Source organism: Pyruvatibacter sp. HU-CL02332 (genome assembly GCF_040362765.1).
Lineage (GTDB): Bacteria > Pseudomonadota > Alphaproteobacteria > CGMCC-115125 > CGMCC-115125 > Pyruvatibacter.
Genome location: NZ_BAABWK010000002.1, coordinates 104,477 through 128,210, shown reverse-complemented (window position 1 = coordinate 128,210; position 23,734 = coordinate 104,477). Strand labels below are relative to the sequence as shown.

Sequence of the window (23,734 nt, the reverse complement as noted above, 5' to 3'; positions counted from 1 at the left end):
TTCGTTCTCTCGGTCCCCATTTTACGTTAACGAACGTGGATTTCAGGAGACGTGAATGACGACGGTTGACCGCGCAGGTCCGGTACACTGGCGAGATGCCTCTGGTGCCGACGCCATCCATATTGATGCGGATCGCTACCCGGAGCTGTTCGACGGTATCCTGAAAAAGCGCTTTATGGCCTTCGTCATTGACTGGCTCCTTCTGGCGGTCGCCACCGTATTTCTCACGATTGTCTTCGTGGTGCTTGGCGTTTTGACGTTCGGACTGGCCTGGGCTGCCCTGCCATTTGCAACGCCGCTTATGTGGCTGGCCTATTTCACCTTCACCATTGGCAGTCCGAGTTCGGCCACTCCGGGCATGCGCTTCATGGGTATCGAGGTCCGGACATGGGACGGCGCACGGCCTGAGTATCTGCAGGGCGCATTGCAGACGCTGGTGTTCTATCTCTCCTGGTCAACGACCATCATTTTATTCCTGTTCCCATTCTTCAACAAACGCCGACGCTGTCTGCATGACTATCTGATTGGAACGGTTGTCATTAACTCGCCGTCCAGCATTCCGCCCGATGCGCAGGTGATTTCTCACTAGAAGATTCCCCCACAAAACAAGCAAAAACGCTGCTTGGCTTTCGTCCTCCTCCATGCCTAGATGCGGCCTATGGAGGCCGATTTTTCTCACGTCTGGCAGATGTGGGTGGTGTTTGCTGCGATCATCGTGGCCATCGCCGCCTATGCCTCGGAAGACATTCCCCTTGAGCTGACATCCCTTGCGCTTGTCGCGGGGTTGCTTGCCTTTTTCCATATCTTCCCGGTCGAAGTTGGCGCTGGTAACAACCTTCTGGATGCCCGCGTGCTGCTGGCCGGGTTTGCGGACCCTGCCCTTATCGCAGTGTTGGCGCTGCTGGTGGTCGGTCAGGGCCTGTTCCAGACCGGCGCCCTTGAAGACCTGGCCCAGCTCAGCAATGCAAACGCGACACGCGCGCCCTACCTCACCCTCGGCGTCATGCTTGTGGTTGTCCTGATTGTCTCAGGCTTCATGAACAACACGCCCGTCGCCGTGATCTTCATCCCGGTCGTCAGTGCCCTTGCAGCCAAGGCAGCGGTCTCATCCTCCAAGATGATGATCCCGCTCTCCTATGCGTCGATCCTCGGCGGCATGACCACGCTTATCGGGTCATCCACCAACCTGCTGGCCTCCGGTGCTGCCGAGCGAGCGGGAATGGACCGCATCGGCTTTTTTGACTTCACCATACCGGGCATGTTCCTTGCCGCCGTCGGCATTGTGTATGTGGCTGGCATCCTGCCCCGACTGCTTCCCTCTCGGGCCAATCTCGCGCAGGAAATGGAAGGCTCAGGCAAACAGTTCATTGCCCAGCTTCAATTGGGCTATGGCCACCCAATGGTTGGAAGCAAAGCCACCGGCGGCATGTTTCCGGCCCTCAAGAACATCACAGTCCGCATGGTTCAACGCGGCGAGCATGCATTTCTGCCACCCTTTGAAGATCTGGTTCTGCGCCCGGGCGACACACTGATCATCGCGGCCACCCGCGCGACGCTGACTGAGTCCCTCAAGCAGGACCCTGAGATTTTTCAGGGCTTGATCCATCAGGATGGCGGCCCCAGTGACCCTGACGACGGGGACGAGCAGCGCCCGGTTCGCGACCTCATGCTCGCCGAAAGCATCGTTGCCCCGGGCTCGCGCCTTATCGGTCGCAATGTAGAACAGGCGGGTTTCCGGATGGAAACCGATTGCATCGTACTCGGTGTTCAGCGCCGCAGCCGTATGATCCGTGCCCGGATGAGCGACATACGTCTTGAGGCCGGTGACGTGCTGCTGATTGTCGGTACCCGCGAAAGCGTGCGCGGTCTGCGTACCAGCCGCGACGTCCTGCTGCTTGAGTGGTCTGCGACCGAAATTCCAGACCTAAGCAACGCCCGCAAGGCGCAGATCATTCTTGGTGGCACGGTCGCAGCAGCTGCCTTTGGCATTGTTCCCATTGCCGTTGCTGCCGTTCTTGGCGCCTTCGCCATGATCGCCTCAGGCTGCCTCAACATCCGTCAGGGTTCACGTGCCATCGACCGGCAGATTTTCCTGCTGGTGGGTGCAGCTCTTGCTCTTGGCACGTCGTTGGAAATGACCGGCGGGGCAACCTATATCGCCCAGCAGGTTATCACTGTGTTTGCGTCTCTGGGGCCGGCAGTGGTGCTGTCCGTGTTCTTCCTGCTGGTGGCCATCCTCACCAACGTCCTGAGCAACAACGCAACCGCCGTTCTGTTTGTACCCATCGCCATCAGCACGGCAAACGGGCTAGGCGTCGATCCTATGGTCTTTGTCTATGCTGTGATCTTCGCGGCCAACTGCTCTTTCGCCACCCCCATGGGCTACCAGACCAACCTCTTGGTCCTTGGTCCGGGTCACTACAAATTTTCGGACTTTATGAAGGCAGGCGCGCCACTGGTGATCATTCTGTGGCTTGCTTTTTCTCTCTTCGCACCATGGTATTATGGTCTGTAGAGTGACCATGTCCTGCATGACTCGGAGCCTTACGTGACACACCCGGGCAAAACCGCCCCGCGATTTTATCTGACCGCTGAAGCCCCCTGCCCGTATCTGGAAGGAAAGCTTGAGCGAAAGGTGTTCACCCATCTCCTCGATGTGGACGCCAATACGATCAATTCCATGCTCACCGGTGCCGGTTTCAGGCGCAGCCAGACCATTGCCTACAAGCCCGCTTGCGATGGATGTTCAGCCTGCGTCTCTGTTCGCATCCCCGTCGATATATTTGCACCCTCCACGTCTCAACGCCGCATCATCAAGAAGAACACGGATCTCGAACGCGTGCCCCGTGAGCCGATTGCCACCGAGCCCCAATTCGAGTTGCTGCACACCTACCTTCAGGATCGCCACGCCAATGGCGGCATGTCGGACATGGACGAGGACGACTTCTCCGCCATGGTGGAAGAGACCACCGTCGACACGCTCATTTTTGAATACTGGACCAGGTCTGACCTGACCGATGAAACCCAGGAACCGCTGGGCCGCCAGAAGCTTGTAGGCGCGTCCGTCACGGACGTCATCGATGATGGTCTGTCCATGGTGTACAGCTTTTTCGACCCATCAGAATCAGCCCGCAGCCTGGGCAGCTACATGATTTTGGATCATGTGAAGAAAGCCCGCGAAATGGGTCTGCCCTATGTCTATCTGGGCTACTGGATAGATGACTGCCGGAAGATGGCCTACAAGGCCAAATATCAGCCGCTGGAGGCCCTTACCATGGATGGCTGGGCACCCCTCGCACCTCCGTCTGACACCACTTCCAACGCCTGATTGCGCCACGCCTCCCCATCCCTATACTGCGCGTCAAATATCTCCGGGGAGACTAAGATGAAACGCAGGGATTTCCTGACCGGCGCCGCCGTTACCGGTGCCGCTGCCGCTACGCTGGCTGTTGCCGGCTGTGACAACGCCTCAACGACGACCGCCAGCACAGAAACAACGCCTGCGAGCCCGGCCATTCTGACCGGCAAGCGCAAGTTGAAAATGGTGACGACCTGGCAGAAGAATTTTCCAGGACTGGGCACATCCGCTGAACGCGTCGCCAAACGCATTGAAGACGCGACCGACGGCCAGGTCTCCATCAAGGTCTACGCCGCCGGTGAACTGGTCCCAGCCTTTGAGTGCTTTGACGCTGTCTCCACCGGCACAGCTGACTGCTACAATGGGGCTGAGTACTACTGGCAGGGCAAGTCCGTCGGGTTCTCATTCTTTACCGCTGTCCCCTTCGGCATGACGGCCAATGAACTAACCGCCTGGATCTACCACGGTGGCGGACAGGAGCTGTGGGACGAACTCTCGGCCCAGTTCAACCTCAAGGGCTTTCTGTCTGCCAATACCGGCGTGCAGATGGGCGGTTGGTTCAACAAACGCATTGAAAGCCTCGAAGACTTGAAAGGCCTCAAGATCCGCATGCCGGGTCTTGGTGGCGAAGTGCTCCGTCAGCTCGGCGCCGCCGCCGTCAGCCTTCCGGGTCCGGACATTTATCAGGCCCTGCAGACCGGCGCCATCGACGCAACCGAATGGGTCGGCCCCTGGAACGACCTGGCGCAGGGTTTTTACAAAGTCACCAAATACTACTACTGGCCCGGCTTCCATGAGCCCGGTGCTGCCCTTGCGACTGTCTTCAACAAGGACGTGTTTGAGAGCCTCACAAAGTCACAGCAGGGCATCATCCAGAATGTCTGCCACACCGAGCACGACTACACCCTGGCCGAGTTCAACCACAATAACTCAGCCGCCCTGGACACGCTCCTGCGCGACCATGGCGTCATCCTTGAAAAATTCTCGGATGAGGTTTTTGCAGGTTTCCGCGATGCTTCTGCCACTGTGCTGGAAGAAGCCTCGAAGGAAAGCGAAATCGCCGGACGCATCTACAAAAGCTTCCGCGAGAACCTGGACAACTCCATCCGTTGGACGCGCATCTCTGAAGAAGCCTACGTCAACATGCGCACCGGCAATGAAGGCTAGACGGCACCTCTCGTGACACGCCTCATCGCCCTCATTGATGGACTGAACAACCGGATCGGACGCACGGTCTCGTGGCTGGCCCTGATCATGGTTGTCGTGCAGTTCGTCATTGTTGTGCAGCGCTATGTCTTCGGCATCGGCTCCATCTGGATGCAGGAATCGATCGTCTACATGCATGGATTCCTGTTCATGCTGGCCGCCGGGTACACCCTGCTCCACAACGGTCATGTGCGGGTCGATGTCTTCTACCGGGAAGCGACGCCGCGACGTAAAGCCATGACAGATCTGTTCGGCGTGATCTTCTTCCTTCTGCCCATGTGCATTGCCGTTGCCTGGCTGGCCTGGCCGTACGTATCCAATTCATGGGCGATTTTTGAAGGGTCCAAGGAAACAAGCGGTATCCATGGTGTGTATCTGCTCAAGACGGTGATCATCATTTTCGCCGGCCTCGTTGCTCTTCAGGGCGTGTCTCTTGCCGCACATTCCGTCCGCATTCTGATGGGACACGAAGAACCGAGCCCTGAAGCTCCACCGGAGCTCATGTAATGGGCGTTGCTGACATTCTCGACATTGCGATGTTCGCAACCGCGTGCATCTTTTTGCTGGCAGGATTCCCCGTCGCTTTCACGCTGGCTGGCACGGCACTGATCTTTGCCGTGCTGGGCGCGATGCTCGGCGTCTTTGACCTGTCATTCCTGCGTGCGTTCCCACAGCGCATTTTTGGAACCATGACCAATGAAACACTGATCGCAGTGCCGCTCTTTGTGTTCATGGGCGTGATGCTTGAGCGCAGCAAGGTTGCCGAAGAGCTTCTGGAAAACATGAGCCGCCTGTTCGGCACCATGCGTGGCGGCCTTGGCATTTCAGTCACCATTGTTGGTGCCCTGCTTGCTGCTTCAACCGGCATTGTGGGTGCAACGGTCGTGACCATGGGGCTGCTTTCCCTGCCCACCATGTTGAAGCGTGGCTATGACCCTGCCCTTGCCACCGGATCAATTGCCGCCGCTGGGACACTTGGCCAGATCATTCCACCGTCCATCGTGCTGGTGCTCTTGGGCGACGTCATGTCCAGCGCCTATCAGAATGCCCAATTGTCCATGGGCAACTTTTCACCCGATGCACTGTCCGTAGGTGACCTGTTTGCCGGGGCCCTGCTGCCCGGTCTGATGCTGGTGGGTCTCTACATCACCTACCAATTGATGATGGCATTCTTCAAACCCTCATCATCACCTGCCTTAGAGGCGTCAGAGCTGGCAAACCAGCCGGGCCTGGGGCCCATCCTTCAGGCCCTCATTCCACCGGTCCTGCTGATTGTTGCTGTGCTTGGTTCGATCCTGACCGGTGTCGCCACGCCGACTGAAGCGGCTGCCGTTGGCGCAGTCGGCGCCACGCTACTGGCAGGATATCGCCAGCCCCTGCTCGATATCGCCGGCCACACCGATGCCCCTGCCCTGCGCGGCGGCATTATCCGCATGCTGTCTAAGGCGCATATGGGCGGCATCTGGCCGCCGGTTCTTGCAGCCGCATCCGTTCTCGGCCTCTTTGTCCTGACGTCAAATTTCGACCTGCGCCTGGGGCTCAACACCGACAGCTCGACCCTGCAGATCGCCCGTGGCGCGGCGTACATACTTTGCGCGATCGTTGCCTGGGGCATGTATGTGTCCCTGCTCCGCACCCTGAGCAATGGCTGCCTGGGACAGGTGGTGCGCACCACCACCGAGATCACGTCGATGGTGTTTGTCATCCTCGTGGGCGCTGCCCTGTTCAGCCTCGTATTCCGAGGGCTTGGTGGCGACGATACGGTGCACGAATTCCTGAACTCGATGCCCGGTGGTGTCGTCGGCGCGATGATCATCGTCATGCTGGTGATGTTCTTCTTAGGATTCTTCCTCGACTTCATCGAAATCACATTTGTGGTGGTACCGGTGGTGGCACCGGTCCTGCTGATGATGGGCGTTGATCCCATCTGGCTCGGGGTGATGATGGCCATCAACCTGCAGACATCGTTCCTGACCCCGCCCTTCGGCTTTGCGCTGTTCTATCTGCGTGGGGTCGCACCGCCCGAGGTCAAGACCACCGACATCTATCGCGGCGCAATCCCTTTCGTGATCATTCAGCTCCTTGCTCTGGTCATATTGTCGGTGTTCCCTGAGATCGCCACTTGGCTGCCCGAAATCGTGTTCGGCTAACTTCTAGGAAGACACTTCATGGCGATTGACAAAAAAGCGGACGGCCCGCGCCTCCCCAACTACATGGCAACGACGCTGATCATGATCGCGGTTGTAGGCATTGTATCCGTGGCCATCAGCCAGGGCTGGCTGGAGTTGGATCAGGACCCGGTCCACCTGACGGTCACAGCCCCAGAGAAGGTCATTCTGCCGCGCGAAGGCGACGTCCCGTTCAGCTACACGGTCAATCTCAAGAACAACACGGACGACCCGATCCTGCTGGAAGCCTCAACCCCCTGCCGCGTCCATCGCTGGTTTGTGGCCGATCGTGGCGGCAACTTCGTGCAGGGTGAACCTGAGGAAATCTGCGCACAGGTGGTCATGAATGCTGACCTGACACCAGAGTCCTATCTGGAAGACGTCAACGAGATTGCCCTGGATGCCGCCCGCTACACCTCAGGGGACGAGTACCAGCTCATGGTCCGTTACTGGGGCTATGACCGCATTCATCGCTTTACGGCCGAATAGGTACTACAGCTCGCTCTGTACCGAGCCGTCAAACGTAATCCAGTCGCGTTTGGGGAACCCGGTCGGCGGCAACCGCCCAGCCTGCGCACGGTCACCGCGCCAATCCTTGAGCGCCTTGGCATCGATCGTTTTCTGACCCCCGCCATCGCGCCACTGGAAGCCTTCCTTCAACGTGAAGACCTTGGCCTGACGTAGGCCACCATCCTTGTAGCGCTGCAATCGCACACCGCGTCCGCGGGTCATCTGATTGACCTGCTCCAGTGGGAACAAGAGCAATTTGCGGTTTTCACCCATGACCGCAATCGTGTCCCCGTCAGCAGTGACGCAGGTTTGCGCTTCATCGCCTGACGCCAGGTTCAATGTCTGCTTGCCCTTGCGGGTCATGGCAATGATCTCGTCTTCCGGCACAACAAACCCGTACCCCGTTTGTGACGCCACCAGCAATTGTCTGCCCGGCTTGTGCACAAACAACGACACAATGGTTTCACCGTCGCCCAGATCAACCATCACAGACACGGGCTCACCAAAACCGCGACCGCCGGGAAGTTTGGCTGCATCCAGCGTGTAGAACCGGCCATTGGTGGCAAACAGAATGATCTTGTCTGTGGATTGCGCATGGACGGCGAAACGCGGCCCGTCCCCGGTCTTGTATTTGAGCGTCGATGTATCGTCCGTATGCCCCTTCATGGAGCGGATCCAGCCGCTTTCCGAGCACACGACCGTAATGGGTTCCTTGACCGTCAGCTCTTCAACAACAGCTGCCTCATCCACATCGGGCGCATCGGTCAGCTCGGTACGACGGCGGCCAATATCGGTCTTGGGACCGAAGGTCTTTTTCAGTTCCTTCAGCTCGCCGGAAATCGTCTCCCACTGCTTGGTCTCAGACTTCATCAAGGCGTTGAGCGTCTTGCGCTCTGCCGTCAGTTCCTTGTGTTCGCCTTTGATTTCCATCTCTTCCAGCTTGCGCAAAGAACGCAGCCGCATATTGAGAATGGCTTCAGCCTGAACGTCAGTCAGCTTGAAAGCCTTGATCAGTTCCTTCTTCGGTTCATCCTCTTCACGGATGATCCGGATCACTTCATCAAGGTTGAGATAGGCCGCAAGGTAGCCTTCCAAAACCTCCAGCCGGTGGGCGATCTTGCCGAGCCGGAAATTCGTCCGCCGCTGAAGCACGACCCGGCGATGGTCAAGAAAGGCCCGCAGCACGTCCTTGAGGCTCATCACCTGCGGGACCTGCGTGGCGCTCAACACATTCATGTTGAGGGGGATACGAACCTCAAGGTCGGTTCCCCGAAAAAGACTTTCCATCAGGACTTCGGGATCAATCGTCCGGACTTTGGGTTCCAGCACCAGCCGTACGTCTTCCGCGGACTCATCGCGAATGTCTCCGAGCAGCGGCAGCTTCTTGGCCTGCAGCAGATCAGCAACCCGCTCGATCAGCCGCGCCTTTTGAACCTGATACGGCATCTCGGTGACGACGATTTGATAGCCGCCCCGCCCCGTGTCTTCACGTGTCCAGCGCGCGCGCAGTCGGAAGGACCCGCGCCCGGTCCGATACGCCTCGGCTATGTTCTCAGCCGGCTCAATCAATACGCCGCCGGTGGGAAAGTCAGGCCCCGGCACATATTTTAGCAGCGTTTCATCGCGCGCATTGGGCTGCTTGATGAGATGCAGCGACGCGTCCACCAGTTCCGCTGCATTGTGCGGTGGAATGGAGGTCGCCATACCAACAGCAATCCCGGTTGTGCCATTTGCCAGCAGATTGGGAAAGGCGCCCGGCAGAACCACCGGTTCTTCGTCTTCGCCGTCATAGGTATCGCGAAAATCGACAGTGTCTTCATCAAGGCCGTCAAGCATCAACCGGGCGACCTCGGTCATCCGGCTTTCGGTGTATCGCATGGCGGCAGCGTTATCGCCGTCGATGTTTCCGAAGTTGCCCTGACCTTCAACCATCGGGTAGCGCTGGGCAAAATCCTGAGCGAGCCGCACCAGCGCGTCATAAATCGACTGGTCACCATGGGGGTGGTAGCGGCCAATGACTTCACCCACCACACGAGCGCATTTCTTGAAGCCCGTATTGGGGTCCAGCTTGAGTTGCCGCATGGCGAACAGAAGCCGCCGCTGAACTGGCTTCAGCCCGTCCCGCACGTCCGGCAGCGCACGCTGGGTAATGGTGGACAGGGCATAGGCCAGATACCGCTCTTCAAGCGCCTCTCGCAGGGCAATCGGGCGGGCGTCTTCGGGTGGTGTCGTGGGTTTACTCATGTGATTGCTGCGCCGTAACTTGAATCACCATTGAATCTCCACCTAAACCGAAATGACCACATAAACAATCATCACAAAGTTCACGAAAACAAACCAAAGAACATATGGAATCCATGGCGTAGCTTGCTCTTTTCCTTTGTCTAAAAGAGGACTTTTTTCAGGCTCCGTGATTATTCTAAAATAGAAGTCTAAGAAACCACGTTCCGCATTTTGCTCTTCTCTCTTCCACTCACGATATTTTACAAGAACAAAAACTACTCCTGGTAAAATCGAGAGCAAGTTCAAACCCGCAAGAACCGCCCCAATCATTTGCCAACCAACCTAAGGCCAAATTGTACTTACTGGCGGTCCACCAAACATGCCCAAAATGATGTCTGAGACCGTTGTGTGTCGCTATAGATTGGCCCCTTCACAACACTCAATTACTACGTATCCCTCCACCTAGGAATACGGTGTTCCGACGACCCACACAGATACTCGCGGCAAAGCGTTCTGTGTCCCGAATCGAGCTAATCTGTATACTGTAGCCGGTCGCATGCACCGCACGTGCGGTCAAGCGCCGCCATCCTGCAGAAAACGCGGAACTGGTCAGGTCTCAGATGATCTCCAACCGACAATACTGGCTGTTCATGGCCGTTGCAGCGCTGCTGACGGCGGCGCTGGCGAGCTATGGCATCCCTCAGTCTAGCTTCGCGCTGACCGCTGAAACCGCGGCAAAACTGGCCGGAGGCGCAGGAACGCTTCTTATTCTGCCCGCAATACTGGTCGTCCCCTGGCGACAGGTCCAACTGACAAAACGCAGCGTGACCAACACCCCGCTCTACGCCGGAACTGCCCTGTTTGCGATGATGGCCTTTGTGGCCCTCGTGGGCGCAACAATCAGCGGCAGCTAGCGCCCCTCAGTGGCGGCAAGGGCCTCAGCAAGCCCGATACGCGGCACTGGCAATTGCTTGTCCGAGGGCGCAAAAACCCGCTTTTCCAGGAAAAACCCGGTCAAACGCAGGCCGTCCTGAACATCCTCCGCACTTGCCTGCCCGCCACCGGTCAAAAATGGGGGCAGCGGTAGCAGCCGCTCCTTGTACGTCCCGGCCGCTTCAGCGGTGACAGCACGACCGGATCGTGGAGAGACATAGGCCAGATTCTCCGTCTCACCGGTTAGGGCACAGGCTGACAGATCAAGCCCAAAGCCGAGATCCTCAAGCAAGCCAAGCTCCCAGCGCACCAAGATGGCCGGCCAGGTTTCCGGGGTATCAAGCGCATCCAGGAGAATGGTCAGCCCGTCATACACCCGCGGATGTGCCTCGCGTTCCGGCAGGACAGCACTCGCCAGCGCTGCCGATGAGGTAAGACCTGCGAGCGCCTGACGATCCGCCAGCACGGTTGCCACGCGTTGTGCCACCGGCTCTGCGGTATAATTCCCCAGATGCTCCTGCAGCCGTGCCCGCCAAGTGACGCTCAGCGTGTTTCCCGGCTGCAGCACGCCGCGCATGCGTTTGGAGCCTCCCCCCCGAACCAGTCCCATGTGACGGCCATGATCCCGTGTCAGAAGCTCGAGAATGGCCGAGCTTTCGCCGTGAGGGCGCACGTGCAGAACGATGCCTTCATCGGACCAGTCCATCGGTGCTCCAACTCCCGTCATTTGTCTGGATTTGACAACTGAGTCGCATGGAGCAATTCAGTAAAATCAATAGCTTAGCGAGTCTCTCTGAGACAGAATGACAACAAAAATGCGACTATGCACCGGCTTATCCCGCGCTGTGGAAAACTTCCCCTCACACAGGCGGCCTACTTGCCAGGGAAATCCAGCCCCATCATCCGGTATCTCTCCGGATCATCACCCCACTTCTCACGCACTTTCACAAACAGGAAGAGATGCGCCTTGATATCCAGCGCCTCTTCAATGTCCTGACGGGCCTGTTTCCCAATTTCCTTGATCGCGGCCCCGCCCTTGCCCAGCACAATGCCCTTCTGGCCCGGACGCTCCACATAAACCACCTGATCAATCTTGATCGACCCGTCCTTCTTGACGGTCCAGCCTTCGGTCTCAACTGTGGTCGCGTATGGCAGTTCGTCATGCATCCGCAGAAACAGCTTCTCACGCGTGATTTCTGACGCCAGAACCCGCTGCGACAGATCAGCAACCTGATCTTCGGGATAGAGATAAGGCCCCTCAGGCATCATGGCACCAAGACGGGCCCGAAGATCAGCAACCCCGCTGCCGTTCAGGGCGGAAATCATGAAGGTGTCGGCAAACGTCGCCTTCTCGTTGGCCACAGCAGCCAGCTCCATCAGCCGTTCCCTTGGCGCCTCATCCACTTTGTTGAGGACCAGCAGACAGGGATGCTTTGCGCCGGCCAGACTTTCCAGAATGGCTATGAAGCCTTCATGGTCCGGTCGCGTCCGTTTGGCGTCCACGATCAGCGCCGTGACATCAGCATCATCCGCCCCACCCCAGGCCGCAGCCACCATGGCTTTGTCGAGGCGGCGCTTCGGCGTGAAGATGCCCGGGGTGTCCACAAACACGATCTGGCTCTTGCCTTCCATGGTGATGCCACGGATACGCGTACGCGTCGTCTGCGCCTTGTGGGTGACGATCGCCAGCTTCTGACCGATCAGCTGGTTGAGCAGTGTCGACTTGCCCGCGTTTGGGGCTCCTATCAGCGCGACAAAGCCCGCTTTGCTGGTGCCAGTCTCTTCACTCATTCATTTTCTTCCAGTTGGCTCAGCAATTCCGCTGCAGCAGCTTGCTCGGCATTGCGTTTCGAGGAGCCTTTGCCGCGCGCAACACCTGCGTCACCGGCATGAACTTCCACATCAAACACAGGCGCATGGTCAGAGCCCGCCTGACCCACCACCGTGTATTTCGGGTGCGATTGACCCATGGCATGCAGGCGTTCCTGCAAAAGGGTTTTGGCATCACGCGGTATCTGCGCAACCGCATCAAATGCCTTGTCCCACGCATTGAGAATAAATGCACGAGATGGCTCCAGCCCGCCATCCATGTAGAGCGCCGCAATCACAGCCTCCATGGCATTGGCAAGTATGGCTGTCTTGTCCCGTCCGCCCTGGGCAACTTCAGCTGGTGCCAGATGAAGATAGCGGCCAAGCTCAAGGTCACGGGCGACATCCGCGCATGTTTCGCGACGCACAAGCTTGTTGAGACGTGGCGCCATCTCACCTTCAGGCGCTGAGGGAAATCGGGTTAGTAGGGCGTCCGCAATCACCAGCCCAAGCACACGGTCGCCGAGAAACTCCATGCGTTCATTGTCAGGTCCTGACGCCGGCGTCGCACTGGCATGCGTCAGTGCACGCTCTAGCAGGTCAGGGTTTTTGAAGCTGTGCTGAAGTTGTCTTGCCAACGCGGCTGGGTCATCGGCTGTCTTTTGATCAGCACTCTTACCCATTGTGGATGGCTTGCGCGTCAATTGACGCCCTGCCCGATGCGGCCCCAGCGTGTCACGCTAGGCCACTGCCAGAATTCCCAGAACCGCGCAGAGCCATCCGTCGAATAGAAAATGAACTCGGCACGACCCACCAGGTTTTCGAATGGTACATAGCCCACAGCGCCTGGCACCCGGCTGTCCTGACTGTTATCCCGGTTGTCACCCATCATGAAGAAATGCCCGGCCGGTACCGTGAAGACGCCCGTATTGTCGCCGGAACTGCCGCGCACCTGATCCAGCGTCAGGTAGCTGCGGCCGTTCGACAGCGTCTCGCGGTAGCGCGCCACCCGGCGGATATTGCCGAACCGGTCTTCTTCCACAAAGTCTTCGACCCGCTCACGCGGCACACCTTCATCATTGATGAATAGCTGGCCGTCACGCATCTGGATACGATCGCCCGGCAGGCCGATCACGCGCTTGATGTAATCCGTGCGTCCGTCGGTCGGCAGTTTGAAAACCGCAACATCTCCCCGCTCAGGCTCACCGCCCAGAATACGACCAGAGAACAATGGCGGGCTGAAAGGCAATGAATGCTTCGAATAGCCATAGGCATATTTGGAGACGAACAGGTAATCCCCGATCAGCAACGTCGAGAGCATGGAGCCGGAGGGAATTGAAAACGGCTGAAACAGCAATGCCCGGATGATCAGCGCAATCAGCAGCGCATAGCCAACTGTGCGCATGGTTTCCATCACACCGCTGGACTGCACCGAATTCGTCTTATCCGTCATGCTCACAAGCTTTCCACCCACTCTGTCAGGCATCGCGCTGCCCAATGGAGCCTCATGCCGGATTCGGTCAATTGTGCCCGAATAGCATGAAGAATTGCCATATATGTGGCGCTGATAGCCGCAATCCAGCGGAATCGCAATGTTTTGAGGTCTTTACGCCCAATTTAACTGGCGAAGAGAGGCTCCGGATCACCACTCTTCCACTGCGGATACTTGGTCATGGTGGTGGCAAACAGATCAGATGCCAGATGCCCTTCCAGCCACTTCTGCAATGCGGGCAGTGGCAACGCGTCAAACCACTCCCGATCCGTATTGGCGAACTGCCGGACAAACGGGAAGATGGCATGGTCAGCGAGGCGCGGTTCGGCGCCAAGCAATTGCCCTTCAGGGGCAATCATCTCATCCAGTTTCTTGAGGAACATGACACCGGAATCGCGCTGTTCGATCGGATCCACACCCTCGTAGCGCGTCGGGTATTTGTAGCGATCAAGTTTGTCCTTGAACCCGCTATCTGCTTCCTGGATCAGGTCCAGGCTGGCTTGCTGATTGTCCAGCCAATCATGAGGGTCGTTCCGCTCCAGCGCCCACAGCATGATGGCGAGGCTCTCATCGATGACGCGGCCTTCCTCCGGCAGTAACACCGGCACCGTCGCTTTTGGTGAGACTTCGATCATCTCTTCAGGTTTGTCGCGCAGCACCACCTCACGCAGCCGCACAGGGGTCTCGCTGACAAGCAGGGCCATACGTGCCCGCATCGCATAGGGGCAACGCCGAAAACTAAAGAGGATCGGGTCTGCGCTCATCGCGACCCCAGATGCTTGCGGCCTTCCTGTGCGGCCTGATTCACCTGACGCTGACGCTCCCGATAACGCTCCCGCTGCTCGGCGGTTTTTGTATCAAAGCAATGTGGGCAGGATTCCCCGTGGACATATTTGTCCGAAGCTCGCTCCTCAGGATTGAGAGGCATGCGGCACGCGTAGCACTGCCCATAATCGCTTTCTTTCAACCCATGGCCGACTGCCACGCGTTGATCGAACAAAAAGCAGTCCCCGTTCCAGCTGCTGTCTTCTTCAGGCACATTTTCAAGATATTTGAGGATGCCGCCCTTGAGGTGATGCACATCATCAAAGCCCTGTGCCTTCACATAGGCCGTTGCTTTCTCGCAGCGGATGCCGCCGGTGCAGAACATCGCAATCTTTGGCTGCTCGCCTGTGTCCTTGCGAAGGTTCTTGGCAAAATCATCAAACCAGGTTGGGAAGTCACGGAATGTCTCCGTATCCGGATTAATCGCGCCCTCAAAAGTGCCGATCGCAACCTCATACGCATTGCGCGTATCGATAACGATCGTATCCGGGTCACCGATCATCTCATTCCATGCGAGCGGGTCCACATACTCGCCCTTGGCGCGCGCAGCATCGATGCCGTCCACCCCCATGGTCACGATCTCTTTCTTGAGACGAACCTTCATACGCAGGAACGGCATTTCCGTAGCAGCAGAGTACTTGACCTCAAGGCCCGTGAACTGTGGCAGTGATTTCAGATAGGCAATCGTCTTGTCTATCCCGTCAGGCGTGCCGGCAACAGTTCCGTTGATGCCTTCAGGGGCCAGAAGAATGGTCCCCATGAGTCCGTTTGATTTGCAGACGTCCGTAATGTCTGGCCGCAGGCCAGCGGGATCATCAACAACCGCAAAATGATACAGCGCTGCGACTTTGTAGGGTGAGTTGGTTTCAGTCATACCGGTACTCATATCAGCTCTTTACCGGGACCGCAGAGATGATCACAATGGCCTGAGCCAGAGGCATGTCATCGGTGATCGTCAGATCAATCTGCGCCACCATGCCATCGGGGGTCATGCGTTCAAGATGGCCCAGGGCACCGCCAGTCAACACCATGGTCGGCTTGCCACTGCGCAGATTGGCAACACCCATGTCTCGCCAGAATGTTCCCTGTCGCAGACCAGTGCCAAGCGCCTTTGAACAGGCCTCCTTGGCCGCAAACCGTTTTGCATAGGACGCAGCCCGTTGCAGGCGGCGCTCAGATTTGGCCTGCTCAATGTCAGTAAAAATCCGCTGGATAAAACGATCACCAAACCGCTCAAGCGTCTTTTCGATGCGGCGGATGTCGATCAGGTCATTTCCGATACCAAGGATCATATCAGCCTCACGCAATTGCCGTCGTCGAGGACGCACGTGCCTGATCCATCATGGCCCGCATGCGCCGGATGGTTGAATCAAGCCCGCCAAAAATCGCCTCGCCGATCAGGAAGTGACCAATGTTGAGTTCAACCAGCTCAGGTATCGCTGCAATCGCGCCGACACCATCAAATGTGATGCCATGGCCTGCATGCATTTCCAGACCCATATCGTTGCCTTCACGGGCAGCCTGCTGAAGCCGCGCAAGTTCCCCTGCTGCCTTCTCCTGGTCACCATCATTCAAGGCATCGCAATATGAGCCTGTGTGAAGTTCAACCACCTGGGCGCCCATGGCCTTGGCAACCGCAAGCTGCACCCGATCCGGATTGACGAACAGGGAAACCCGGATCTTGGCGTGAACAAGCTCGCTCACATAGGGCGCCAGCTGATTGTGCTGGGCAGCGGCATCAAGTCCGCCTTCTGTCGTCAGCTCCTCCCGGCGCTCGGGAACAAGGCAACAGGCATGGGGCTTATGCTTGAGCGCAATTTCAAGCATCTCTTCCGTCGCGGCCATTTCAAGATTGAGCGGCAGCTCAAGATTATCCATCAGTCGGTCAATATCACCGTCGGAAATATGCCGCCGATCCTCGCGCAGATGGGCTGTTATCCCGTCGGCTCCCGCTTTGGCCGCAATCTCGGCAGCGCGTACAGGGTCGGGATGCTGCCCACCCCGCGCATTACGGATGGTGGCCACATGATCGATATTGACGCCAAGGCGAAGTGTTTTGGTGCTCATAGGCTCAAAAATGGTGCGCCCGGCCCCCAAAGTAAAGTTCGCAGCGCGCTGTCCAGCCATGCATCTCCCAAGACGCGGGCTGAGGCCTAGGCCTTGAGGTTACGGCTTCCAGGTTTCACAGCAGGAATGGCCGCCAGGGCCTCCGGCAGCTCGTCCGGTGCGTAGCTAGGCACATCAAGCTGAGCCAGCGGCACAAGTGGAACGCCAAGGTCCGCCTTGCCGCCTGACCGATCCACAAAGCATGCAGCAGCAACAGGGTTACCCCCTGCTTCGCGGATAGCCGCAAGGCACTCACGCGAGGACAGGCCGGTGGTCACAATATCTTCCACCATCAAGACCCGCTCGCCGGGCTTGAGGACAAAATTGCGCCGGAAGACAAATTTGCCGTCTTCGCGCTCTGTAAACATGGAGCGCAGGCCAAGCTGTCGGGCCATCTCGTAGCCGGGAATGATGCCGCCAACCGCAGGCGCGACGACCACATCAATTGTGCCATCGACTTGAGCCCGCACTTTTGCCGCCAGCGCGGATGCAAGTTTTTCGGTTCGGGCCGGGTCCATGAAGACCTTGTTCTTCTCAAGATAGGTATCTGAGTGACGACCTGACGAAAGAACGAAATGCCCCTGAAGCAGGGCACCGGCGGCCCGAAATTCATCAAGGACCTGATCTAGGCTGAGAGTTGAATCTGTCATGGGTCGCTGAATAGCAAACCGGAAGGCGACTGCAAATAGCCCTATCCGTAGACCCGGGTTGCGGCAGACACGCATTTAAGCGCCCGCAGACCGGTCAGCAGGCGTTCGAGATGCTTTGCACCCTCAACACCAATATCCACCACCATTTCGTAGAAGTCGGATTTGCGGTCCGTGGTGATCAGGTTTTCAATGTTCGCGCCGTATTTGCCGGTAATGGTCGCGACTTCACCAAGTGCACCCGGCGTGTTGGCCAAGGTCAGAATGACCCGGGCTGGAAACAGCCTGTGTTCTTCCGGATCAATATCCCAGGCAAGGTCAATCCACCGGTCCGGTTCATCATCAAATTCAGCAAGTGATGGACTGTCGATCCTGAAGACTTCAACCCCCCGGCCTTGCTGGACAATGCCCACAACCCGGTCTCCCGGGATCGGCATGGAAACATCGGACAGGGTAACACCGGTGCCCGGTCCCGCTCCCGTGATCGGCACAGCATCCGGACGGCGACGCGGCACGCTGCCTTCCTGACGGGCCTTGCCGGCTGCTGCCGCAACCTTTGCACCTTTGATCTTTGGTCGTCGCGACACCGTTTCCGGCGTGAAGTGCTTGGTCATGATCTGCACGACACTGTCCACACTCAAGGTGGATCGTCCGACCTGTTCAAACAGATTGTCGAGCGAGACTGTCTGCATGTCATGCAGGGCAACTTCCAGAGCAGCCTCATCGCGCGGCAGACCTTCCGCCCGCAATGCAGCTTCAACGATGCCGCGTCCCAGCCGGATATGCTCCCCACGCTCTGCGCGCCGCCGATGCGCACGAATGGAAGCGCGGGCTTTACCCGTCTTGACGATGTCTTCCCAGCCCGGCGGTGGCACCTGCTGTTCGGTGGCGATGATCTCAACTTCATCACCATTGCGCAGCGCCGAGCGCAAGGGCACATGGCGTCCATTGACCTGCGCCCCGACGCATCTATCGCCAATGTCCGTATGCACCGCATAGGCAAAATCAATGGGAGTGGCACCGCGCGGCAGCGCGATCAGCCGGCCTTTAGGTGTGAAGCAGAAGACCTGATCCTGAAACATCTCAAGCTTTGTATGCTCGAGGAATTCTTCTGGTGTCGCGCCGTGTTCCAGCAGCTCAACCACCTGTCGCAGCCAGCGGAACGGCGCAACGAGTTCGTCAGAAGCGGCAATGTTCTTCTTCGGCCCGTTCTCGACATAGTCCTTGTAGAACCAGTGCGCCGCCACGCCGTATTCATCCACCTCATGCATTTCAAGCGTGCGGATCTGCATCTCCACACGCTCACGTTCAGGTCCCACCACGGTGGTGTGGATGGAGCGGTAGTTGTTGCCTTTGGGCGTTGAGATGTAATCCTTGAAGCGCCCAGGCACGACCGGCCATGTGGAATGTAAAATGCCCAGCGCGCGATAGCAGTCATCTACGGAATCCACCACGACCCGGAAGCCATAGATGTCAGACAGTTGTTCAAGCGAAATGGATTTGCGCTCCATCTTCTTCCAGATGGAATGCGCCTTCTTGGTGCGGCCCGACACCCAGGCCTCGATGCCGACTTCCGCCAGCCGTTTCTTGATTTCGTCCGCGATGCGTTTAACAAGCTCGCGGCTGCTTTCCTGCCGCTGATCAAGTCGCGCCTTTACAGCCTGACGGGCTTCGGGCTGCAGAACGGCAAAGGACAGGTCTTCCAGTTCATCGCGGAAGCTCTGCATCCCCATCCGGCCCGCAAGCGGCGCATAGATATCCATCGTTTCCTGAGCGATCCGGTGCCGCGTGGTGGACTTCTTGATGTGCTCTAGCGTCCGCATATTGTGCAGACGGTCTGCAAGCTTCACCAGCAGGACGCGCACATCTTTCGAGATCGCCAGAATGAGTTTTCGGAAGTTTTCAGCCTGCTTTGTTTCTTCGCTGGTCAACTCAAGCCGGGTGAGCTTGGTCACACCGTCAACAAGCTGGGCAATCTCCTCACCGAAGAGATCAGCAATCTCCGCATGCGTCGCATCCGTGTCTTCAATCGTGTCATGCAACAGCGCGGTCACGATGGTCGCTGGATCAAGCTTGAGATCTGTAAGAAGCCCTGCGACTTCCAGAGGATGAGAGAAATAGGGATCGCCGGAGGCGCGGGTCTGCGACCCATGCATCTTCATCGCATAGACGTAGGCGCGATTGAGCAGCCCTTCGTCCACGGATGGATAATAGGCTTTCACCCGCTCTACCAACTCATACTGGCGGATCATGGGGCGGTACTTGCGATCTGGGGTAGCAGGCAGAACAGGTTTGTCGATGTCAGCGACAACCGGATTCACACCAACAGCGCCGTTGGTCTCAACAGACCCAGCGTCGATGGCGCGGCTTTTGGCCGGTGGTTTTTTGGGCCTAGAGGTCCGGGTATTCCTCATCAGTGCCTGCCGGGCGTTCTGCTGTTTTCTCACCTGCATCATGCAGGGCACGCAGCATGTCTTCGTCGCTCATTTCGCGGCTACCGAAGTTGTCACCCGCCGGCATGTCGTCGGCGCGAGATTCCATACCCAGCTGAAGGGGCACAGCATCATCATCTTCGGGGAGGTCTTCGCTGGCTTCCGTCATGGCGTGGCGCTGCAGACCAGCAATCACGTCTTCACGCAGATCAGCGCAATCAACGGTTTCTTCTGCAATCTCGCGAAGAGCAACAACCGGGTTCTTGTCGTTGTCGCGGTCAATCGTCAGAGCCGCACCAGAGGACATGGAACGTGCCCGGCGCGATGACAGGAGAACCAGTTCAAACCGGTTTGGAACCTTGTCGATGCAGTCTTCAACGGTAACGCGAGCCATGTAAGTCTCCTAAAAAGTCCAGTATGCGCCGCCTCTACAGACCCGGGTTCAGCGAACAACGCGATGCCGCAGACCTGAAAATCGAGACGCGTAAACCTTGGCCCTGAGCGCATTGGGGTCGCCGCAAGGCAAGGCAATGGTTTTTCCGAACCCCTCTCCTAACCGCTGCACTGCACAAACGCAAGGGTTCCAAAGGGGATTTTGCCAGATTGAGCGATAGGGCTCACCCCTGCCGCCGGATCGTGAAACGCTCCCGGATTGGCAGTTTTTCTGCCATCTGGGACACAGTGCAGTGCTCATCACCCCAGGGCTTGAACATCGGTGCGATCTCGGCCAATGGCAGCAGCACAAACGCCCGATCCCCCATGCGGGGATGCGGCAGCTCCAGATCAACCATTGCGCCCCGGCCGGCCGGCCCTGACTGCCAGCTGCCTGACCGTGCGCCAAAGGCCAGTAAATCCAGATCAATCACCCTTGGCCCCCAGCGGACCCGCCGGCGACGGCCCAGCTGACGCTCAACGTCCAACAAAGTGACCATCAGCTGGTGAGGCGAAAGCACCGTCCGAATTTCCCACACGCCATTGAGAAAAACCGGCTGACGTATTCCACCCCAGGGATCACTCGCGTAAACCGACGAAGCTTCGGTGAAATGAACACCGCGGCGAGCCAGCAGAGCGGCTGCTGCACGAAAGGTATCCAGGGGAGAACCGGCTGGTCCTGGCAGGTTTGCGCCAAAGGCCACAAATGCAGCTTCATTAATCACAGATTTGTGTCTCCCAAGCCCTTTACCTCGGCCAAAATCACCCTAACTCCTTGCGAATACTCGCTGTTCTCCAATGTAACAGCCAAATTTTTTTGATCCGGAGCCTTTGCCCGTGCAGTTAAAACCAACGGACCGCACCGCCTTGTTCATAGATGGTGCCAACCTTTATTCCGCCACCAAGGCGCTTGATTTCGAAATCGACTACAAGCGCTTGCTAGAGGAATTTACAGGGCGGGTGAATCTTATCCGGGCCTTCTACTACACGGCCCTGAACGAAGATGCTGAATATTCGCCGTTGCGACCGTTGATCGATTGGCTCGATTACAACGGCTACACCATGGTGACCAAGCCCACCAAAGAGTTTACCGACAGCCAGGGCCGCCGGCGCATCAAGGGCAATATGGACATCGAGATTGCCGTCGATGCCATGGAGATGGCCGAGCATATCGAGCACATGATCCTGTTTTCAGGCGATGGCGACTTCCGCTCCCTTGTTGAAGCCGTTCAGCGAAAAGGCGTCCGTGTCACGGTCATTTCCACCATCAAGTCACAACCACCAATGATCGCTGATGAATTGCGGCGTCAGGCAGACACGTTCATTGAACTGCAGACGCTTCAAAATCTCATCGGGCGCGGCAACGGCAATGTCCGTCCTCTGCAGGACGATGCAGCTGAGGACGATGACGACTACTACGACTATGAGGACGAAGCAGAAGCCGGTTAGGATCGCGCATGAGTCGCGCATCAAGCAAAAACATTCCGGACATCACGCCCGTCGCCGAACCGCCCTACGACTGCCCGCATTGTCCGCGGCTCGTGGCGTTTCATGAAGAAAATCGAGCAAAACACCCCGACTGGCACAACGGCCCCGTCGAATCCTTCGGCGACCCAGAGGCCCGCCTCCTGATTGTTGGGCTTGCCCCGGGGCTACAGGGTGCCAACAAGACGGCCCGCCCCTTCACCGGCGACTATGCCGGAGACCTGCTTTACGCGACGCTGACAAAATTTGGCTTCACACAAGGCAGATATGACGCCCGCCCGGACGATGGACTGACGCTCCACGATGCCATGATCACCAATGCCGTGAGATGTGTGCCGCCGCAGAACAAGCCGACAACAGCTGAAATCCATACCTGCCGAGCATTCCTGGTCGGGCGTATTAAGGCGCTGCCAAAGATCACCCACATGCTGGCTCTGGGCCGTATCGCCCATGAAAGTGTTTTGCGTATGGGCGGCTACCGGTTGGCCGATCATCCGTTTGGACACGCCAGCCGACATGAGCTGGACGGCCTTGTGATGTACGACAGCTATCATTGCTCTCGCTACAACACGAACACCGGCCGCCTTACCGAAGAGATGTTTGAAGACGTATTTGCTCAGATCACGGATGATCTGAAACGCCAGCCTGAAAAGGCCTAACCGCGTTCGCGCATGATCCGCGCCTTGTCGCGCTGCCAGTCACGCTTCTTGTCCGCCTCGCGCTTGTCGTGGGCCTTGCGCCCCTTGGCAATCGCAAGTTCGAGTTTTGCCCGGCCTTTGTCATTGAAATAGAGCTTGAGCGGCACCAGCGTCATGCCATCACGCTGGACAGCCGCATGCAGCTTTGCAAGTTCGCGGGCATGCACCAGCAGTTTGCGCGGGCGACGCGGCGCATGGTTGAAACGGCTCGCAGCGTTGTAGATGGGGATGTAGCTGTTGATGAGCCACAACTCACCATTTTCAATGGAAGCATAGCTTTCCGCGATGTTGGACCGGCCATCACGCAGGGACTTAACCTCGGTGCCTTGCAGCATCACACCGGTTTCCATCGTGTCACCAATCTCATAGGCATGGCGCGCCTTACGGTTTTCAGCAGCCACCTTGTGCTGTACCGACGCCCCTTTCTTTTTCGCTGCCATGAGATTTGATCCTGATGCTGACTAAAATCAGCTATTGAGAAGCCCGGCTTTGGACATGGCTTCACGCACCTGCGCTTCTGCCGCCGCAGACGCGGTCACCAACGGCAAGCGTACCGTGTTCGGCGCAAGACCCAGCAGACTGCATCCATAAGTGACCGGCGCAGGGCTCGTTTCACAGAACATGGCCTCATGAACACCGATCAGACGATCCTGGATTTCCCGTGCGCGGTCATAGTCCTTGGCCATGCAGGCATTCTGAAACTCAGCACAGGCAGCAGGCGCCACATTGGCGGTCACAGAAATGCAACCCACACCGCCCATCGCATGGTGTGCGAGTGCGGAGGCATCTTCACCGGTCAGCTGAATGAAGTCCGGGCCGATGGCAGCGCGCGTCAGCATGACCCGATCAAGTTCAGCCGTCGCATCCTTCACACCGACAATGTTTTTGTGCTCTGCCAGCCGCGCCATTGTGTCAACACTCATGTCCACAACACTGCGTGATGGCACATTGTAAATGAACACGGGAATGTCAGCACTGTCCGCCACGGCAAGATAGTGCTGATACAGCCCTTCCTGAGACGGCTTGTTGTAATACGGCGTCACAACCAGAGCGCCCTGCGCACCGACCTTTGCGGCGTGCTGGGTGAACTCAATGGCTTCAGCAGTCGCGTTCGAGCCGGTACCCGCCATGATGGGGACGCGACCGGCAGCCTGCTCAACGACGATCTCCACCACGCGCTTGTGCTCGTCATGGCTCAGTGTCGGGCTTTCACCGGTCGTGCCACAGGGCACAATGCCGTGCGTGCCCTGGTCCACATGCCAGTCCACAAGACCGCGCAGCGCTTTCTCGTCCACATTCTCACCATCAAATGGTGTGATGAGAGCGACAATTGAGCCTTTAAACATCGGTCTGGTCCCTGGAAAAACTAAAGAAGGCGCAGATGCAGCGCGGGTTACCTCATTATGAGGT

The 23,734-nt window shown here is 57.8% G+C and carries 26 protein-coding genes; 10 read left to right on the top strand and 16 right to left on the bottom strand.

The window, feature by feature from the left end; translation table 11 throughout:
* Positions 1-55: 55 nt before the first annotated feature.
* From ABXH05_RS11240 to ABXH05_RS11210, 7 genes are all read left to right on the top strand, one after another.
* Positions 56-589: an RDD family protein gene (locus ABXH05_RS11240; RefSeq protein WP_353561091.1), complete on the top strand. Its 534-nt coding sequence runs from the start codon at positions 56-58 to the stop codon at positions 587-589.
* A gap of 69 nt (positions 590-658) precedes the next feature.
* Positions 659-2,515, top strand: a complete 1,857-nt coding sequence (locus ABXH05_RS11235; protein ID WP_353561090.1) for an SLC13 family permease — start codon at positions 659-661, stop codon at positions 2,513-2,515.
* A 33-nt stretch (positions 2,516-2,548) separates the two neighbouring features.
* Complete coding sequence (locus ABXH05_RS11230) at positions 2,549-3,328, top strand: arginyltransferase (protein WP_353561089.1); 780 nt, start codon at positions 2,549-2,551, stop codon at positions 3,326-3,328.
* Between the two features lie 57 nt (positions 3,329-3,385).
* Positions 3,386-4,525: a TRAP transporter substrate-binding protein gene (locus tag ABXH05_RS11225; protein WP_353561088.1), complete on the top strand. Its 1,140-nt coding sequence runs from the start codon at positions 3,386-3,388 to the stop codon at positions 4,523-4,525.
* Positions 4,526-4,537: 12 nt separating this feature from the next.
* Positions 4,538-5,071, top strand: a complete 534-nt coding sequence (locus ABXH05_RS11220; protein ID WP_353561087.1) for a TRAP transporter small permease subunit — start codon at positions 4,538-4,540, stop codon at positions 5,069-5,071.
* On the top strand, positions 5,071-6,714 hold the full coding sequence (locus tag ABXH05_RS11215) for a TRAP transporter large permease (protein ID WP_348140830.1): 1,644 nt from the start codon (positions 5,071-5,073) through the stop codon (positions 6,712-6,714). The genes ABXH05_RS11220 and ABXH05_RS11215 overlap by 1 nt, the downstream gene beginning before the upstream one ends.
* Positions 6,715-6,732: 18 nt before the next feature.
* Entirely contained in the window at positions 6,733-7,221 is a 489-nt protein-coding gene (locus ABXH05_RS11210; RefSeq protein ID WP_348140832.1) for a hypothetical protein, read from the top strand.
* A 3-nt stretch (positions 7,222-7,224) separates the two neighbouring features.
* Here ABXH05_RS11210 and parC read toward each other — a convergent pair whose 3' ends face one another.
* Both parC and ABXH05_RS11200 read right to left on the bottom strand, forming a co-directional pair.
* Positions 7,225-9,486: a DNA topoisomerase IV subunit A gene (gene parC / locus ABXH05_RS11205; protein WP_353561086.1), complete on the bottom strand. Its 2,262-nt coding sequence runs from the start codon at positions 9,484-9,486 to the stop codon at positions 7,225-7,227.
* A gap of 42 nt (positions 9,487-9,528) precedes the next feature.
* Positions 9,529-9,795 carry a hypothetical protein gene (locus ABXH05_RS11200; protein ID WP_353561085.1) on the bottom strand — a complete coding sequence of 89 codons (267 nt, stop codon included), beginning with the start codon at positions 9,793-9,795 and terminating at the stop codon, positions 9,529-9,531.
* A 290-nt stretch (positions 9,796-10,085) separates the two neighbouring features.
* Here ABXH05_RS11200 and ABXH05_RS11195 point away from each other — a divergent pair, with 290 nt between their 5' ends.
* Positions 10,086-10,379, top strand: coding sequence for a hypothetical protein (locus ABXH05_RS11195; RefSeq protein WP_348140836.1), 294 nt, complete (start codon positions 10,086-10,088; stop codon positions 10,377-10,379).
* Here ABXH05_RS11195 and recO read toward each other — a convergent pair.
* From recO to folK, 12 genes are all read right to left on the bottom strand, one after another.
* Positions 10,376-11,104: a DNA repair protein RecO gene (gene recO, locus ABXH05_RS11190; RefSeq protein WP_353561084.1), complete on the bottom strand. Its 729-nt coding sequence runs from the start codon at positions 11,102-11,104 to the stop codon at positions 10,376-10,378. The two genes, ABXH05_RS11195 and recO, sit on opposite strands and share 4 nt — an antisense overlap.
* 167 nt (positions 11,105-11,271) lie before the next feature.
* Positions 11,272-12,189 (bottom strand): GTPase Era, encoded by a 918-nt coding sequence (gene era / locus ABXH05_RS11185; RefSeq protein WP_353561083.1) that lies wholly within the window; start codon positions 12,187-12,189, stop codon positions 11,272-11,274.
* Complete coding sequence (rnc, locus tag ABXH05_RS11180; RefSeq protein ID WP_348140842.1) at positions 12,186-12,890, bottom strand: ribonuclease III; 705 nt, start codon at positions 12,888-12,890, stop codon at positions 12,186-12,188. Before rnc ends, era begins: the two co-directional genes overlap by 4 nt.
* A 17-nt stretch (positions 12,891-12,907) precedes the next feature.
* Positions 12,908-13,660: a signal peptidase I gene (gene lepB, locus ABXH05_RS11175; protein WP_461495089.1), complete on the bottom strand. Its 753-nt coding sequence runs from the start codon at positions 13,658-13,660 to the stop codon at positions 12,908-12,910.
* Between the two features lie 164 nt (positions 13,661-13,824).
* Positions 13,825-14,463, bottom strand: a complete 639-nt coding sequence (locus tag ABXH05_RS11170) for a glutathione S-transferase (protein WP_353561082.1) — start codon at positions 14,461-14,463, stop codon at positions 13,825-13,827.
* Positions 14,460-15,410, bottom strand: coding sequence for an oxygen-dependent tRNA uridine(34) hydroxylase TrhO (gene trhO / locus ABXH05_RS11165; RefSeq protein ID WP_353561081.1), 951 nt, complete (start codon positions 15,408-15,410; stop codon positions 14,460-14,462). Before trhO ends, ABXH05_RS11170 begins: the two co-directional genes overlap by 4 nt.
* Before the next feature lies 1 nt (position 15,411).
* Positions 15,412-15,816, bottom strand: coding sequence for a holo-ACP synthase (acpS, locus tag ABXH05_RS11160; RefSeq protein ID WP_353561080.1), 405 nt, complete (start codon positions 15,814-15,816; stop codon positions 15,412-15,414).
* Between the two features lie 7 nt (positions 15,817-15,823).
* Positions 15,824-16,591: a pyridoxine 5'-phosphate synthase gene (locus ABXH05_RS11155; RefSeq protein WP_353562382.1), complete on the bottom strand. Its 768-nt coding sequence runs from the start codon at positions 16,589-16,591 to the stop codon at positions 15,824-15,826.
* An 86-nt stretch (positions 16,592-16,677) separates the two neighbouring features.
* Complete coding sequence (pyrE, locus tag ABXH05_RS11150) at positions 16,678-17,280, bottom strand: orotate phosphoribosyltransferase (protein WP_348140850.1); 603 nt, start codon at positions 17,278-17,280, stop codon at positions 16,678-16,680.
* Positions 17,281-17,321: 41 nt separating this feature from the next.
* Positions 17,322-19,691, bottom strand: coding sequence for a RelA/SpoT family protein (locus tag ABXH05_RS11145; RefSeq protein ID WP_348140852.1), 2,370 nt, complete (start codon positions 19,689-19,691; stop codon positions 17,322-17,324).
* Positions 19,669-20,103, bottom strand: a complete 435-nt coding sequence (gene rpoZ / locus ABXH05_RS11140) for a DNA-directed RNA polymerase subunit omega (RefSeq protein ID WP_348140854.1) — start codon at positions 20,101-20,103, stop codon at positions 19,669-19,671. Before rpoZ ends, ABXH05_RS11145 begins: the two co-directional genes overlap by 23 nt.
* Positions 20,104-20,326: 223 nt before the next feature.
* Positions 20,327-20,866, bottom strand: coding sequence for a 2-amino-4-hydroxy-6-hydroxymethyldihydropteridine diphosphokinase (folK, locus tag ABXH05_RS11135; RefSeq protein ID WP_353561079.1), 540 nt, complete (start codon positions 20,864-20,866; stop codon positions 20,327-20,329).
* Positions 20,867-20,978: 112 nt separating this feature from the next.
* Here folK and ABXH05_RS11130 point away from each other — a divergent pair, with 112 nt between their 5' ends.
* Together ABXH05_RS11130 and ABXH05_RS11125 are read left to right on the top strand one after the other, a co-directional pair.
* Positions 20,979-21,590, top strand: coding sequence for a LabA-like NYN domain-containing protein (locus ABXH05_RS11130; RefSeq protein WP_353561078.1), 612 nt, complete (start codon positions 20,979-20,981; stop codon positions 21,588-21,590).
* Positions 21,591-21,598: 8 nt separating this feature from the next.
* Entirely contained in the window at positions 21,599-22,285 is a 687-nt protein-coding gene (locus ABXH05_RS11125) for a uracil-DNA glycosylase (RefSeq protein WP_353561077.1), read from the top strand.
* Here the strand turns inward: ABXH05_RS11125 and smpB are convergent.
* Together smpB and dapA are read right to left on the bottom strand one after the other, a co-directional pair.
* Positions 22,282-22,764 (bottom strand): SsrA-binding protein SmpB, encoded by a 483-nt coding sequence (gene smpB / locus ABXH05_RS11120; protein WP_353561076.1) that lies wholly within the window; start codon positions 22,762-22,764, stop codon positions 22,282-22,284. The genes ABXH05_RS11125 and smpB overlap by 4 nt on opposite strands.
* Before the next feature lie 27 nt (positions 22,765-22,791).
* Complete coding sequence (dapA, locus tag ABXH05_RS11115) at positions 22,792-23,670, bottom strand: 4-hydroxy-tetrahydrodipicolinate synthase (RefSeq protein ID WP_353561075.1); 879 nt, start codon at positions 23,668-23,670, stop codon at positions 22,792-22,794.
* Between the last annotated feature and the right edge of the window lie 64 nt (positions 23,671-23,734).